Annotated in this window: 15 protein-coding genes and 1 pseudogene; 10 read left to right on the top strand and 6 right to left on the bottom strand. The window is 57.8% G+C overall.

What is annotated here, in order from left to right; all coding sequences use genetic code 11:
- From ACVWZJ_RS04905 to ACVWZJ_RS04895, 3 genes and pseudogenes are all read left to right on the top strand, one after another.
- Positions 1–212, top strand: a pseudogene (locus ACVWZJ_RS04905) (hypothetical protein); the annotation flags it as partial.
- Positions 213–381: 169 nt separating this feature from the next.
- Positions 382–588: a hypothetical protein gene (locus ACVWZJ_RS04900; RefSeq protein WP_457394983.1), complete on the top strand. Its 207-nt coding sequence runs from the start codon at positions 382–384 to the stop codon at positions 586–588.
- Between the two features lie 406 nt (positions 589–994).
- A complete protein-coding gene (locus tag ACVWZJ_RS04895; protein ID WP_457394980.1) occupies positions 995–1,135 on the top strand; it encodes a hypothetical protein in 141 nt (46 codons plus the stop codon).
- 153 nt (positions 1,136–1,288) lie between these two features.
- Here the strand turns inward: ACVWZJ_RS04895 and fba are convergent, their stop codons facing one another.
- Complete coding sequence (gene fba / locus ACVWZJ_RS04890; RefSeq protein WP_011432022.1) at positions 1,289–2,368, bottom strand: class II fructose-bisphosphate aldolase; 1,080 nt, start codon at positions 2,366–2,368, stop codon at positions 1,289–1,291.
- Positions 2,369–2,779: 411 nt separating this feature from the next.
- On the opposite strand from fba, the gene ACVWZJ_RS04885 reads away from it, so the two are divergent.
- A complete protein-coding gene (locus ACVWZJ_RS04885; protein WP_457394977.1) occupies positions 2,780–3,352 on the top strand; it encodes a hypothetical protein in 573 nt (190 codons plus the stop codon).
- Between the two features lie 36 nt (positions 3,353–3,388).
- On the opposite strand, the gene murI is transcribed toward ACVWZJ_RS04885, so the two are convergent.
- Both murI and ACVWZJ_RS04875 read right to left on the bottom strand, forming a co-directional pair.
- Positions 3,389–4,267 carry a glutamate racemase gene (gene murI / locus ACVWZJ_RS04880; protein WP_457394974.1) on the bottom strand — a complete coding sequence of 293 codons (879 nt, stop codon included), beginning with the start codon at positions 4,265–4,267 and terminating at the stop codon, positions 3,389–3,391.
- Between the two features lie 176 nt (positions 4,268–4,443).
- Complete coding sequence (locus ACVWZJ_RS04875) at positions 4,444–6,255, bottom strand: N-acetylmuramoyl-L-alanine amidase (protein ID WP_457394972.1); 1,812 nt, start codon at positions 6,253–6,255, stop codon at positions 4,444–4,446.
- 210 nt (positions 6,256–6,465) lie between these two features.
- Here ACVWZJ_RS04875 and ACVWZJ_RS04870 point away from each other — a divergent pair, with 210 nt between their 5' ends.
- The 3 genes from ACVWZJ_RS04870 to ACVWZJ_RS04860 all read left to right on the top strand — a co-directional run bounded on the left by ACVWZJ_RS04870 (position 6,466) and on the right by ACVWZJ_RS04860 (position 8,968).
- Positions 6,466–7,593, top strand: coding sequence for a hypothetical protein (locus ACVWZJ_RS04870; RefSeq protein WP_457394969.1), 1,128 nt, complete (start codon positions 6,466–6,468; stop codon positions 7,591–7,593).
- Positions 7,594–7,946: 353 nt separating this feature from the next.
- On the top strand, positions 7,947–8,552 hold the full coding sequence (gene cbiT, locus ACVWZJ_RS04865) for a precorrin-6Y C5,15-methyltransferase subunit CbiT (RefSeq protein WP_011432027.1): 606 nt from the start codon (positions 7,947–7,949) through the stop codon (positions 8,550–8,552).
- 197 nt (positions 8,553–8,749) lie between these two features.
- A complete protein-coding gene (locus ACVWZJ_RS04860) occupies positions 8,750–8,968 on the top strand; it encodes a hypothetical protein (protein WP_011432028.1) in 219 nt (72 codons plus the stop codon).
- A gap of 499 nt (positions 8,969–9,467) precedes the next feature.
- Here the strand turns inward: ACVWZJ_RS04860 and ubiE are convergent, their stop codons facing one another.
- From ubiE to ACVWZJ_RS04845, 3 genes are all read right to left on the bottom strand, one after another.
- Positions 9,468–10,244 carry a bifunctional demethylmenaquinone methyltransferase/2-methoxy-6-polyprenyl-1,4-benzoquinol methylase UbiE gene (gene ubiE / locus ACVWZJ_RS04855; protein WP_011432029.1) on the bottom strand — a complete coding sequence of 259 codons (777 nt, stop codon included), beginning with the start codon at positions 10,242–10,244 and terminating at the stop codon, positions 9,468–9,470.
- A 106-nt stretch (positions 10,245–10,350) separates the two neighbouring features.
- A complete protein-coding gene (locus ACVWZJ_RS04850; RefSeq protein WP_148202678.1) occupies positions 10,351–11,154 on the bottom strand; it encodes a hypothetical protein in 804 nt (267 codons plus the stop codon).
- Positions 11,155–11,211: 57 nt separating this feature from the next.
- Positions 11,212–11,490: a hypothetical protein gene (locus ACVWZJ_RS04845; protein WP_457394965.1), complete on the bottom strand. Its 279-nt coding sequence runs from the start codon at positions 11,488–11,490 to the stop codon at positions 11,212–11,214.
- Between the two features lie 75 nt (positions 11,491–11,565).
- On the opposite strand from ACVWZJ_RS04845, the gene cobU reads away from it, so the two are divergent.
- Genes cobU through ACVWZJ_RS04830 form a run of 3 tightly spaced genes read left to right on the top strand, consistent with a single transcriptional unit; the run spans position 11,566 to position 13,179 of the window.
- Entirely contained in the window at positions 11,566–12,123 is a 558-nt protein-coding gene (gene cobU / locus ACVWZJ_RS04840) for a bifunctional adenosylcobinamide kinase/adenosylcobinamide-phosphate guanylyltransferase (protein WP_414331153.1), read from the top strand.
- Positions 12,124–12,160: 37 nt separating this feature from the next.
- Complete coding sequence (locus tag ACVWZJ_RS04835) at positions 12,161–12,640, top strand: CRR6 family NdhI maturation factor (protein ID WP_011432033.1); 480 nt, start codon at positions 12,161–12,163, stop codon at positions 12,638–12,640.
- Positions 12,622–13,179: a hypothetical protein gene (locus tag ACVWZJ_RS04830; protein ID WP_457394962.1), complete on the top strand. Its 558-nt coding sequence runs from the start codon at positions 12,622–12,624 to the stop codon at positions 13,177–13,179. The genes ACVWZJ_RS04835 and ACVWZJ_RS04830 overlap by 19 nt, the downstream gene beginning before the upstream one ends.
- Positions 13,180–13,216 lie beyond the last annotated feature (37 nt).

The following is a 13,216-nucleotide window of genomic DNA, read 5'->3' as shown; positions in this document are numbered from 1 at the left end:
TCGGAAGCAGGAACCCGCCGAGACGACTGCGCAAGGAGCCATCCATGCGTAGCGTGGTAGGAATCTCCGGCCTAAAGGCCGGGGAGGATGTCAATTTCCCAGTTTCACCCTCCTCTCTGGCTCAGCTTGGAGCCAATGGCCTCATCGGCAAACCCTTCAACGCCGCCACCCTGGCTGCGGACATCTGTGCTCTGCTGGGCTGGGATCCCTGACTCAACCCTGAACCCGCCCCAAAGACCCCTGGGATCCCACCGATATCCGCCAAATCGCGTAGAAGAAACGTACAAATTGCCTACGCAAATCCTCGATGTTTCTCTGTACTTCCACTGATCTCGAGGCTATGATAGGGGCATGAACGTTAGAAATACGGAGGAAACACAGATGCAAGTCAGTGAAGATCTAACCCTGGACTACCGTACTTACCGCGTAGCAGCCCTATTGAGCGAGAGCTTCTCTTTGGGAGCACTGCTGGGAGTATCCCTCAAGTGGCAGAACGATGTCTCCTCCGTGAATGAGCCGCGGCCCAGGGCTTCCCATCTTTCCCTGCAGGACATCGAGCAGCGCTACCTCACCTCTTGGCAAAGATAGTCTTCTCCCTTCAAAAACCATCTCTCAAACAGAACCAGCCATGAATACAAGTCTTGACTCTGTTACTCTGCCCTCCAGCATCCAAGAAATCGTGGAGCAGGTGTTCCGCAGCAGCTTCCTCAGCTTGGGCCAAGAGCATGACTCTAGTCAATAATAAGCTCAACTATACTGAAAATAATGTATAATATGTTCAGTACGGATTACTACCAGTTGATCTTTCTGTTTACTTTCGAGTCTGCCAACATGGTAGCCAAAGCAAAGCAGAAAATTGGTAGTAAGACGACACGGAAACTGCGCTTTGGGTATTCTACTCAAAGCTTTGCGGGATACCGCCATTCTGTTTGGAAACAAACAGAATGCTATCGCTGCATAGTTGAACAGTGATGTTCAGCAGTGTTCAGCGTAAATGTATCAGAACCGCATCAATGAGCTGCTCTTTCAGCGGCGCTACTCTGAGGCTGACCTGGAACTGTTGGACTGCCTAAGCTTGGCGTTGCTGAACCATCAAATTGAGACGGAAAAACGTTCTGCGGCAAAAGCTGCCTGACCCCCAAAACGCATCAAGTTCCTCCAAAGCAAAAGGGGATCCCAGCTGGATCCCCTTATTTGTCCAATCTGAGTCCAGTGACCTAGCTGATCTCCAAGGAAAACCCTGGAAGCGCCCCGGCAAGCATTCCAGAGTTCTTGCAGGATGTGGGGACTAGACCGCAACGGTCTTCTTCACCTGAGCCGCCAAAGCTCCAGAAGCATACTTGGCTGCCATCTCATCCAAGGTAACCACCGGAACTTTGGTGCCATGGCCAGCACAGCCGAAGGCAATGTAGCGCTCAGCACAGACTTTTTGCATTTCCTTGATGGAAGGCTTGAGGAAGTGGCGGGGATCAAACTCTTTCGGATTCTCGGCCAGGGCTCGACGCACGGCAGCCGTGATGGCCAGGCGGTTGTCGGTGTCGATGTTCACTTTGCGCACCCCATTTTGGATGCCCCGCTGAATTTCTTCCAGCGGCACACCGTAGGTCTCGGGAATGGAGCCGCCGTATTCGTTGATGATGTCGATCAGCTCCTTGGGCACCGAGGAGGAACCGTGCATCACCAGGTGCGTGTTGGGCAGGCGGCGGTGGATCTCAGCAATGCGCTCCATGTCGAGGATGTCACCAGTGGGCTTCCGGGAGAACTTGTAGGCGCCGTGGCTGGTACCAATGGCTACGGCCAGCGCATCCACCTGAGTTCGCTCCACAAAGTCCACCGCTTGGTCGGGGTCGGTGAGGAGTTGGTCATGGCTGAGCGCCTCTTCCGCGCCGTGGCCATCTTCCGCTTCCCCACGACCCGTTTCCAGGGATCCCAGGCAGCCCAGTTCCCCTTCCACACTCACCCCGATTGCATGAGCCACTTTCACCACCTCGGAGGTCACGGCCACGTTGTACTCGTAGCTGGCCGGGGTCTTGGCATCTTCCTTGAGGGATCCATCCATCATGACGCTGGTGAAGCCGTTGCGGATGGCGGAATAGCAGGTAGCCGGGCTGTTGCCGTGGTCTTGGTGCATGGCGACGGGGATGTGGGGGTAGGTCTCCACTGCCGCCAGGATCAGGTGCCGCAGAAAGTTCTCGCCCGCATACTTGCGTGCCCCTCGAGAGGCTTGCAGGATAACGGGGCTGTTGGTTTCATGGGCTGCCTGCATGATCGCTTGGATCTGCTCCATGTTGTTGACGTTGAAGGCAGGAATGCCGTAGCCATGTTCGGCGGCATGATCCAGCAGCGTCCGCATTGCAACGAGAGCCATCGGTTACCTCCTGAGGTGCTGACTTAGTGCGTATGAGATTTGCTTACCCTTGATCTTAAGATACTTTTTACGTTTTGGCGGATAAGCCGCCGGGGATCTGCGTATCTTGCCGAGGGATCCTTGCAGCTATTGGCCGTGATGCTCGCGCTCAGGCGCAACAGGCGCACCGACATCCTCAGGTACAGTGGGGAGGGGCAAGACTGTTGGGCGCTTGCATCGAGGATGGATCTGCCCATGCCCGCTCAATTTATCTCTTAGTCTCTCTAATTCTACTGTGGTGTTTTTGTGTTGTTTGCCCGGAGGAATGGGAACGTGCGTTGCAATCGCTGGCCGGTCTTGGGTGTAAAGCCAACAAGGGCTCTGTCCTGCTGGGGCAAAAGGCTGCGCTGGGTGCGAGGAACCGGTTTGGCAATGGCCTGTTGGGCGACGGGCCTTCAGTTGGCAGCTTGGGGGATCCCCGGGCAATCTCCGGATCAGGTGGCGGCCTGGGTGAGGGACAATCCTGTGCTGCGGCCCCGTCCGGGCGAAACCCTGAACATCAACCGAGTGGAGCCGGATAGATCCCGTTTTACGTTCTTGGCTTCGGTGGCTCCGCCGGGACGGATCATCAACCCGCTGGATCGGGAGACGATTCGCTCGGAGCGGATGACGTTCTTTCGCCCCCAAGGACTGACGGCAGAAGACCTCTTTCAAGCCATTCGCGATGTCTATGGGCCGGAGATCGCCGCCGATCTGGATCAGGCGGTGGAGGTGATTCGCTACCCGTCCCCAGAAGCTCTGGCAAGCAGTCCGGGCTATACCTTGGCCCTTGCCATCCAAGGGGTGGTGCTGCGGGGAAACCAATTCGTGTATTGGCTGGAGCTGACGCAAAACCCCGATGGCCGCGTGCAGCAGGGGCAGGTGTGGGTGTTCCAAGAGGAATGGCTACCCAAGGTGGAAGGGGAGTTGGCGGAACGTTTCCCCTTGCAGGTGATGACCCGTTGAGGGGCCCCCAATCTTTATCCCCGAGGAGAAGGGCGCTCAGGGGCGGAGGGAGTTGCTGACATCCAAAGCCGGCAATTCCACCCGTTCTACCTGGGGCCGAAAGCCCAACCAAGGAGTGGCCAACTGGGCAAATCGCTCTGGATCCCCGCTCACACAGAAACGGTGGGGTTCTCCCCAAGCAGCGGTCAAGGGGCGACGCAAGTCCCACAAACTCAATTCGCGGGCCAGGGATCCCACCAGCGCCATCCCTGGATCTACCCGTTTGACCGAGGACGGCAGCAAAGGCTTCAGGATTGGATCCAGCAGGGGGTAGTGAGTACAGCCATAGACAAGAGTATCGATCCCCTGTTGCAACAGCGGTTGCAGGTAGCGTTCAGCCGCCTGTCGCAGAGCAGGGCTATCCAGCCATCCGGCTTCAATGAGAGGGACGAACTCAGGGCAGGCCTGCTCCCAACAGTAAACGGGGTACGGAAAACGTTTGGGATCCAGAGCGCTGTACTCCTGAATGGCTTTTGAGTAAGCGCGACTCTTGACCGTGGCCACCGTGGCGAGCACCCCAATGCGGGATCCTTGGGCCAGTGCTGCCTGGGCGCCGGGTAGGATCAACCCCAGAACGGGCAGGGCAAACTCCTGCCGCACGTGGTCCAGAGCCAAGGCCGAGCTGGTATTGCAGGCCATCACCACCAGCTTCACCGGCTGTGCCTGCATCCATGTCAGAATTTGCCGCACAAAGGCCAGGATCTCCTCTGGCGAGCGTTCCCCATAGGGCAACCGCGCTGTGTCGCCGAAGTAGATGAGCCGTTCCTGGGGGAGTCGGCGGCGTAAGGCTCGCCAAACCGTCAGCCCGCCCAAGCCGCTGTCAAACACCCCAATTGGCCAACTGGGATCTGGCTCTGATTTCCACTCCCACTGCATGCTCCGTTCTCCTCAACACCTTGGCCTAAGCTGCTGTATCCTACCCTGCTTTCGAGAATCTCGGCGACAGATTCCCTGCCTTCCCTCTGAGATCAACTGGGCCAACTGGATCGTCAATTCGATCAATTAAGGATCAATTGAGAGATCCGATAGACATGAACAAGCTCAGCCAACGGCTAGCGACTGCGCAAGAAAGTCTCAATGCCATCGGCAATGGCCCGCGCCAAAATAGCCTGATATTCGGCAGTAGCCAATTTTCGCCCTTCGGTTGGGTTGGTTACGTATCCCAACTCCAGCAGCACGGAGGGCATACCCACAGGTGTTTCCCGCACCAAAAAAAAGCGGGCCCGTCTCACCCCCCGGTCAGCAGCACCGGTGGCCCTGACCAAGCTGCGGTGCAAGATGGCGGCCAGCTCGGCGCTATCGGGTCGCAGGTAATAGGTCTCGATGCCGTGAATGCCGGAGCGATCCAGGGCGTTGGCATGAATGCTCACCAGCAGGGCAGCGTTGGCCTGAACGGCCATATCCACCCGCGGTTGCAGCAGCACTTCCCGGTCATCGGTGCGGGTCATCACCACCCCGTACCCCCGCTCCTGCAGCAGTCGTTGCACCTGGTGGGCAACGGAGAGCACGATGTCCTTCTCCTGGATCCCATCCACCCCGATGGCACCGGGATCCCGTCCCCCATGGCCGGGGTCGATGGCAATGACCGTCCGGTTCAGAGATTGGGGGGTGGAAGGGGAGGCAGGGCCGGGCGTCTGCGGCTGAGGTATTGGTGGAGGAGCATTCAGAGGTCGCAGCTCCAAGGTAATGCGGCGGGATCCCTGGCCGGGGTTGGGCTCGAAGACATTGAACTCCTCGGCGGGCTGCACCAGAATGCTGACCGTGCGGGCATCTTCCTGGACAAAGCGGATCCGCTCCACCGGCCCTCCAACCGGCAAGCCGGGATCCGGCATAGACTGGGGCAGGCGAGCGGGCGCCACGTTGATGCGGTAGCCACCACTCTCGGGATCCCAGCCGGCCCGGTAGAACATGAATCCATCGGCGCTGATGATCAACCGGTTGCCCTGGAGCTGAACCGATTGCAACGTGGCCAGCGGCCCACTGCTGTTGACAGAGCTGACCTCGGGCAAAAGGCTGGCCTGGGCAGCACCGCCGGCAGGCTGGATCCAGATCCCACCTCGCTGTGGGTCGTAGCGGGCTTCCCAGTCGCCACCGGAGGAATCCACATCCAGCACTACCCGAGCAACGGTGGGCTCAAACTGCCCGATACGCAGCCGCGAAACCCCCAGACGGTTGATGACATAAGCTCGCTGGGTGAGGGCAGGGCTGAGGGTGGTGTTGAGAAAATCCACCACTACCCGATCCGGATCGAGGATGCGCCGCACCGTAGTGGAGGGGCTGCCTTGGGTACGGATAAAAAAGCCTTCTGCTTGCGGGGATACCTCTAAAATTTGATGGCCGGAGCGAGGAGATGGGGTGGGTGCCGGGCGTCGGGGAGGCAGTGTCGGCAAAGGCGGGGACGGCGGGAAGGGATCCCTGGAACCTCCCAATAAGCCGGCAGATGAAGGGGGAGAAGAAGAGAGAGATCCGGCCTGGGTGAATTGAACGGCCCAGCGGGAGGGGCCGGCGGTGAGCAGTTGCAGGTGGTTAAGGCTGAGGGGCTGATCCGGCTGCAGATACAGCACAAAGCGGGTGATGGTATCCGTAAGCTGGCTAATCTGCAGAGAGGCGACACGGCCCGCAAAAGTCTGGGTTTGGGGCTCCTGTCCAAAGCGGGTGTTGGGAAAATCCAGCACAACCCGAGGCGGATTCTGCAGCACGAACAGAAAAGGCCGCACCTCGCCCTGGGTGTTAACTTCCAGCCGCCCCTGCTGAGGGTCGTAGTGCCAGCGGTCGATGCGAGATAACCCTGGGATTGTGGTCGTCTGGGCCTGGACAGAGGGAGGGGGAAACAGTCCTGCTCCCGCCAAGCTCAACAGCAGCATCGCCCCCCATATCCGCCTTGACCTCGGCTTGCCGAATTCAGGCATGACCTTCCATCCACTCCCCACACCTGCTGCCCTCAACTATACCAACCTGCCCTCGGAGCAGCCTGGGAAGGAGCGCAATTCCGCTCTTGCCTGCAGGGCTGGGGGATGATGGGTAGAGGCTCGCCCCTTCTTCTTCCTGCTTGTTCTCCGGCGAGGTATCTTGGGATGCCCAAACCACCGGATCTCCTAACCCTGGCCCGAGCTGGACACGCCCAGTCGATTGTGCAGGTTGTGCGGATGGAGCTGCTGCGGCGTCGCTGGTGTGCCCGAGTAGACTTTGCCGACGAGACCCTGCACGTCCACCTGCTGGGATCCCTGTACCAGCCTGCGCTCTCCCCCCAAGTTGCCGCTGCCCAACTGTTTCTGATCTTGAAGCAACTGCGGATCCCACGGCTGGATCAAGTGGAAATTTGCGCTTTCCGCGGCTCACGTTTGCTCTGGCGGCAGAGCCTAAAGCTGGGATCCCGGCAGCGTTGGGATCGGTTTTCCTTCGATAACTGGGCAGTCAACGCTTGGGCTTACCCGGCTGCTTTTGCAATGGCCCTGATGGTGAACAACATAGGCTTGTTGCAGTTGTTGCATTTGCCTCTTCACATTTGGATCCACGAATTTGGCCATGCCACCGTCGCCTGGTGGAGCGGGTATCGGGCTTTGCCTCTGCCCATCGGCTGGACAAGCGTTAGCTCGCAGAGGGATCCCTTTGTGTATTTTGGAATCCTCTTTTTACTGATTCTACTCTTCTGGTCAGCCCGCAAGGAGCGGATTGGGTGGCTGCAGGTGCTGGCCATCTTTCTTGCTCTATTGCAGTTTTACATGACCTGGCTGATGCCCAATCGCACCTGGGAGATGTTGTTTGTCTTTAGCGGCGTTGGAGGAGAATTTTATCTCAGCACCTTTTTGATGGCCAGCTTTTATTTTCCCCTGCCAGATCGTTGGCGATGGGACTCTTTGCGATTTGTCGTGCTGGGGATCGCGAGCAGCAACCTGTGGAGAAGCTTTTGGGAATGGCACAGCATCAGACTGGGATTGGCCGAGGTTCCCTGGGGAACTTTGTTGGGCGGCCAAGGAGATGCCAGGGGGGATATGAACCGCCTAAACTACGACTTTGGCTGGAGCACCGATCAAATCATCCAAACCTACACTTTTTTAGGAAACCTGTGTGTCTTATTCGCATTGAGCCTATACGTCCTATTCCTGTTGCGAGCAAACGATGAGACTTGGCTGTATCTGCGAGCAAGGTTTATTCTTTGGATGAATGGTTTGATAAGCTCCAGTTCAAGCAAACCTCCTTAAGATCCTCCTATAGCGATCATTATCCCAACCACAGCTTTTTTCGGCAGCGCCAGCTACATCCAGTGCAAAACTAGCTCTCGGGTAACAGGGATCCCGCTTGTCTCCAGAACTTCCCTAGTGTCCAACTCGATTCCTCAAGGGGGCAGGATCATTTTGGTTTTGGACTGCAGCTTTGCCGGTTGGGAATTGCTCCAACCACTCCGTTGAGCTCAGAGGGCGTTTGTGGTGCCCATCTGGGCAATGACTGGGCGGGAGAAGCGGCACCCCTATCAGGTTGGAGATGGCCTGTTGAGCATTCGCTCTATGCTGAGGGATATGTATAGACAAACTTCCTCTGCAACGGTACTTTACCCATGTCAGCCGCCTTCTCTTGGCCCTACCGCACCCCAGGGATCCCAGACTCTGCCTTTGAACGCATCCCAGGGATCCCGATGAGCCCTCGTGAGGTGCGCGTGTTGGTGCTAAGCCAGTTGCGCCTGGGAGAGAACCACTGCCTGTGGGATATCGGCGCCGGAACCGGCACAATTGCCATTGAAGCGGCTGTTCTATGCCCCAAAGCTCGCGTGATTGCCATCGAGCGAGATGCCGAGGTAGTCAGCCTAATCGAGAGCAATTGCGAGAAATTTGGCCTCACCAACGTGCAGGTGATTCAAGGTACTGCCCCCGATTGTCTGCAACACCTTTCTCCGGCACCGGATCGCATCTGCATTGAGGGAGGCCACCCCCTACGCGAGATCTTGGAAGCCTGCTGGAGCCATCTCAGCCCCAACGGGCGGGTCGTGGCGACGACCAACTCTTTGGATGGGCTCTACGGCCTTTCTGCCGGCCTGGCCGCTGTGCGGGCTCATCATGTGGAGGTGATTCAATCGGCGGTGAACCGCCTGGAACACCGCGGTCGGACTCAAATGCTGCTGGCACTGGATCCCACCTTTGTTTTGAGCGGAGAAAAAATGGGCTAAGTTTTGTGTAAACTGTTTACATTTTTTGGTAAATCTTTTCCTAAGGTGATGGATAAAAGTGGATTGATTTATCTCGGCTGTCTTAGAACCAGCAGAAAAGATTGGGTCACCCAAACCTTAAGCTATACTGATATTTCTCGATCCCAAACTCAAATCTGCTTTTATACCAGATAAGAGAGCTGGGAAACCCAATAGCTATGGATCAATTCCAACACCCCTTTCAGGAGTCACGGGAAGTCAAACTGCGGCAACTGTTGATTCGGGAGCGCTGGCCGGAAATGCTGAAAGGCTGCCGGGCTTGCATCCATTGGGACGACTTCAAGCGACCGGAATGCTGTGGTGATTGCGGCATCGGGGATCGACGCAGGCAAGCAGTAGCCGAAGAAAGCCCACCCAGCAAGTCCCCAGGCATTTAGGGTTCGCAAGCTTCCCAAATTGGGATCCCAGCTCCTGCAGTAACTTTGGTAGTTTCTATTGAGAACTTTTACTCAGGGAGTTTTACCTAAAAACCGGGTCTCAAGCCCGGTCTTCATACCTGCCTGCGGCGGAAGCAAGCTGGCAAAGTGGGGAGGCAACGAGCGCCTCTCCCAAGATTGCTATGTCGTCGCTCCCTAGCCTCTCATCTTGCCCTCATTGGCCCCCTGCTTCCGCTTCTCAGAGGCAGCTCCCCAGCAACCTCAAGGGGGGCAGGAGGATCCATATCAATTTCTACACCAACCCAGTTAGCGACAGGGTCGGCGACAAGCCTCAAACCCTGATTCTTCCGTTGACCCGGTCGATCCCGCTCTGGGCAAGGGTTTCAGGCCCCTCGGCGGAGAAAAATAAGGGGAAATTGCAGCCGTTCGCGCCAGCGGGACGGAGTCCTTAAACGAGACCCTGTCGATCTAGGCCCCTGGATCCCGCTCTGGACAAGGGTTATAATCGGGGAGAGTCGCTTCCCTTCGGGGAAGTGGAATTAATGGAATTAATGGAAACAATACGAAACTTCTCAATCACCAGTACCCCCATCATGCCCCACGCTAGGGGGTAGAACTTGGCACTGGCAAACCCTGCCTGCAGGGCCATTTGTCGTTGCTCTTCTCCAGAGGGAAAGCGATCTAGGCTGGGATCAATGTAGGCATATTCGGATCCCAGTCCCAAAGTTTTGGCCTGGGCGACCACCTGAGTGTTCAAGTACCAGCGCTGAAATTGTTCGCAAAGAGGGATCCCTGTGGGGCGGTGAAAATCCAAAATGGCGGCACGACGTCCTGGCTTCAGTACTCGCCTAATCTCTCGCAAGGCTTGGGGAATATCGGTTACATTGCGCAAGCCGTAGCCCATGGTAATGGCATCGAAGCTACTGTCGGGAAAAGGTAAGGCCAAGGCATCTCCCAAAACCCACTCCAGGGAGTAGCCAGGGAAGAGCCGGGAGCGACGCCGGGCAATCGCCAGCATGGCGGGAGAGAAATCTAGGCCCACCACATGTCCCCTTCGTCCTACTCGGCGGGCCAACTGCAGAGCCAGATCACCGGTTCCACAGCACAGATCCAGCACATATCCTCCTGAGCTGGCGCCCGACCAACGCACGGCCATACGCTTCCAAACCTGATGGAGGCCCAGGCTCAAGGTTTGGTTGAGGGAGTCATAGTGGGGAGCAATGCGGTCAAAAAGCGCTCGGATTTCCTCAGGCTGTTCAAAGGTTGGGCTAGGCACCTCTTCTCAACTCCACCTCATGTTCCCCGTACAAACTTTGTTGCTCCTGTTGCTCCGCAACGCTACGTGACCGGATCTGTGGTCTGAAGCTAAAGGAAGAGGGGTGTTACGGCGGCACTGGGATCCCACTGGCTCCCACTCGGTGGCGGCGGCTGGGGTAATCAGCCAAACTCAGGGACAGGGATCGGGATCCGGCTAGGCTCGAGGCTGGGATGCGGATGGTTCCCTGGAAGACTTGGCTATTGGGGGGCAGCTCCCCCGGCAAACCTTGGGTGAGCGCGTTGATTGACCGTCCATTGTCGTCAGTAATGTTCAGGAAGCTATAGAGAAAGCGCACCGTCTCTGCCGAGTTGTTTTGCATAGCTACATTCAGAACCACTTGGCTTCCCTCGCGACGAACCGAAAGCACCTGCATAGAGACCTGTCCACTGGCGGCAATTGGTAGGGGGGGCGGAGGTGGTGTGGGCGCCGGCGGGGCAGGAACTCCGTCCTGCTGACGCGGACGGGGAGCTGGAGGAGATGGAGTGGCGGGGCGAGGAGTTGGCGACGGGGCCGCCGCCAATTCAGGAGACAATCTGGGGGTGGGTGTTGGAGTGGGAGTTGCAACCGGCGTGGGTGCTGGGGTAAAGAGGGGGGTGGGAGTTGGGGACGGACGAAGGCTGGCTTCGGCTGCTGCAATTACCTCAGCCTCGTTCAGCAAAGGCACAGTACGGGGATCCCGAACTTCGCGGGAAGGAGAAGCCCGACCGGCGCCGGTGGCGGGAGAAGAAACCCCCGATAGAGCTCGCTGACCAAATAGGTAGCCCAGACAAGCACTCAACACCGTTGTGAAGAGAAACGCGCTCAGCCAGAACAGCACCCCCGAGAATGTGGAGGCGAACTCCTGAGACGGTTTGGCCGGTCTACGCAAAGGCTGTTAACTCCTGCTGCTAGTTCGCTTTCCTATGATACGAAAGTGACAGAGAAGCTAGGGGTTCTCGACCGGGGCAGAGTTTTTGCGCTGTTGCTCATGGGCCTGTAGCGGGGCGCTGTCTAAGTTGGGCAGCCGCTCCCCCAGCCACCAACCCGGATCTTCCCAGCTCAGGGATCCCAGCCATTTCCCGGCCCGATCTGCCAAGACCAAGCCCAACAAAACGGGAGCAGTGGTGATCCCCAGCGCTAGGCTGAGCCAGAGCGGTTGAGGAGATCGAAAAGAGGCCGAAGAAGCCTTGTGTTCAGGCGAAGATATCGGCTTGGGATCTGTCATGGTCGGGCTTTTGAGCCTGAAGTTCAAGTGCGCTGTTGTTAGGTTAATCTCAAACGTCAGTGGATTTCCAGCGTAATGGCGATTGTGCTGATCTGCGGCCCTGTGCGCTCCGGCAAAAGCCGGCTGGCAGAGGGTTTGGCTGCGGCTTCGGGTTTGCCGGTTATCTACCTGGCTACCGGGCCGAAACCCGATCCCAAGACGGATCCAGAATGGGCAGAGCGCGTTCAACAGCACCGGCAACGGCGGCCTTCCAGTTGGCAGACTTGGGAAACCGGGAGGGACTTGGGGGCAGAACTGCAAAAGTTGCCCCAGCCCTGTTGTGCGCTGGTGGATTCGCTGGGGGGATGGGTGGCGCAGGGCCTAGACTGTCCCTCTTCAGAATGGGATCCCTTGGTGCAATCCTTCTTGGCAACCTTGCAAAGCCATAGAGGGGAGATCCTCCTGGTGTCTGAAGAAGTGGGCTGGGGGGTGGTGCCCGCTTACCCACTGGGGCGGCGGTTTCGGGATCGGATGGGGGAACTGACCCAAAGGCTGGCTCCCCTGGCCGACCAAGTGTTTTTGGTAACGGCAGGTTTTGCCCTGGATCTCACCCGTCTAGGGATCCCAGTGGCGAGCAAGACAGAGCAGAGCTGAGATAAGCTGCATTTGCAAGCCAGATAGCTGTGTTGCCGTGCCGATTACCCTCTACCTTCCTGCCAAGGCCATTCAAACTCTGGATCTCACCCCCGGCCATGAGCTGGTGAAAACCTTGATGGCCGATCCCGTGCGTGCTGCCCAGCAGGTGCAATGCGCCATCGATTGGCCGCGCAGCCCTGAGGATCCACGGGAGCTGTCCGAGATCCCGGAGGTGCGCCTGTGGTTTATTCGTTGGGATACAGTCTACCCCTGGATGCCCTACTTTCTCAATTGGCGTCAAGGAGAACTGGCCCGTTACGCGGCTATGATGGTGCCCCACCAATTCAACCCTCGGGAGGGCATTGTTTACAACCCAGAAGCGTTGGAGATCTTTGTCTATCAGAAGATCTTTGTGTTGATGCGGTGGTTTAAGCAGCAGAACCTGGGATCCGTCTCCATGCTGCGGGATATGGCTTTGGTATTTGGCTTCGAGATCCAGCCGGAGTTTCTCGCCCTATGGGAGGCAGAGCCATGAAGGTGATGGTGGCCAACACCTGGCCGGGGATCCCAGGAGCTACGGCAGTGGCCGACGCTTGGCAGCAGGTGGTTCAACACCCTTGGGGCCGGCTCAGAGTGGATCCCAACCCTTCGGAAGCTCAGCTAAAGGCCCTCTGGCAACAAATCTCCGAGTGGGCAGGAGAAAAAGATCCCCTACTGGTTTTGCCGGGCAGCGTTGCCGATCCCCTGGGGCCAGGCCAAACTTGGGCGGATCTGGCCCATGCGTGGGGGTTGAGCTTGCTGCTGACGCTGCAGCGGGAGGCCGCTCTGAGCCAAGCTGCCGCTTTTGCCGCCCTGTTGCGCCAAGCCAAGGCCCGCGGTTTGGGGTGGGTGCTGATTGGATCCCTGCCCGAAACTGGGGATCCCCAAGCCTTGGAAAAGCTGGATGCAACTTTGATCCCGCGCCTGGAAGCCCAAGTAGGAATGCCGGTGTTGGGGAGAATGGCTCTTGATGGGCAGATCCTTTGGGATCCAGATGCCCTGCTGCTCTGCAATGCTGCCCAACCAAGGAACTGAGCGCCACCCACTGATCCCTGCGGCTCGAACCGTTCCT

The organism is Thermostichus sp. OS-CIW-29, from assembly GCF_054058195.1.
This window is presented reverse-complemented; position numbering and strand designations above follow the sequence as displayed.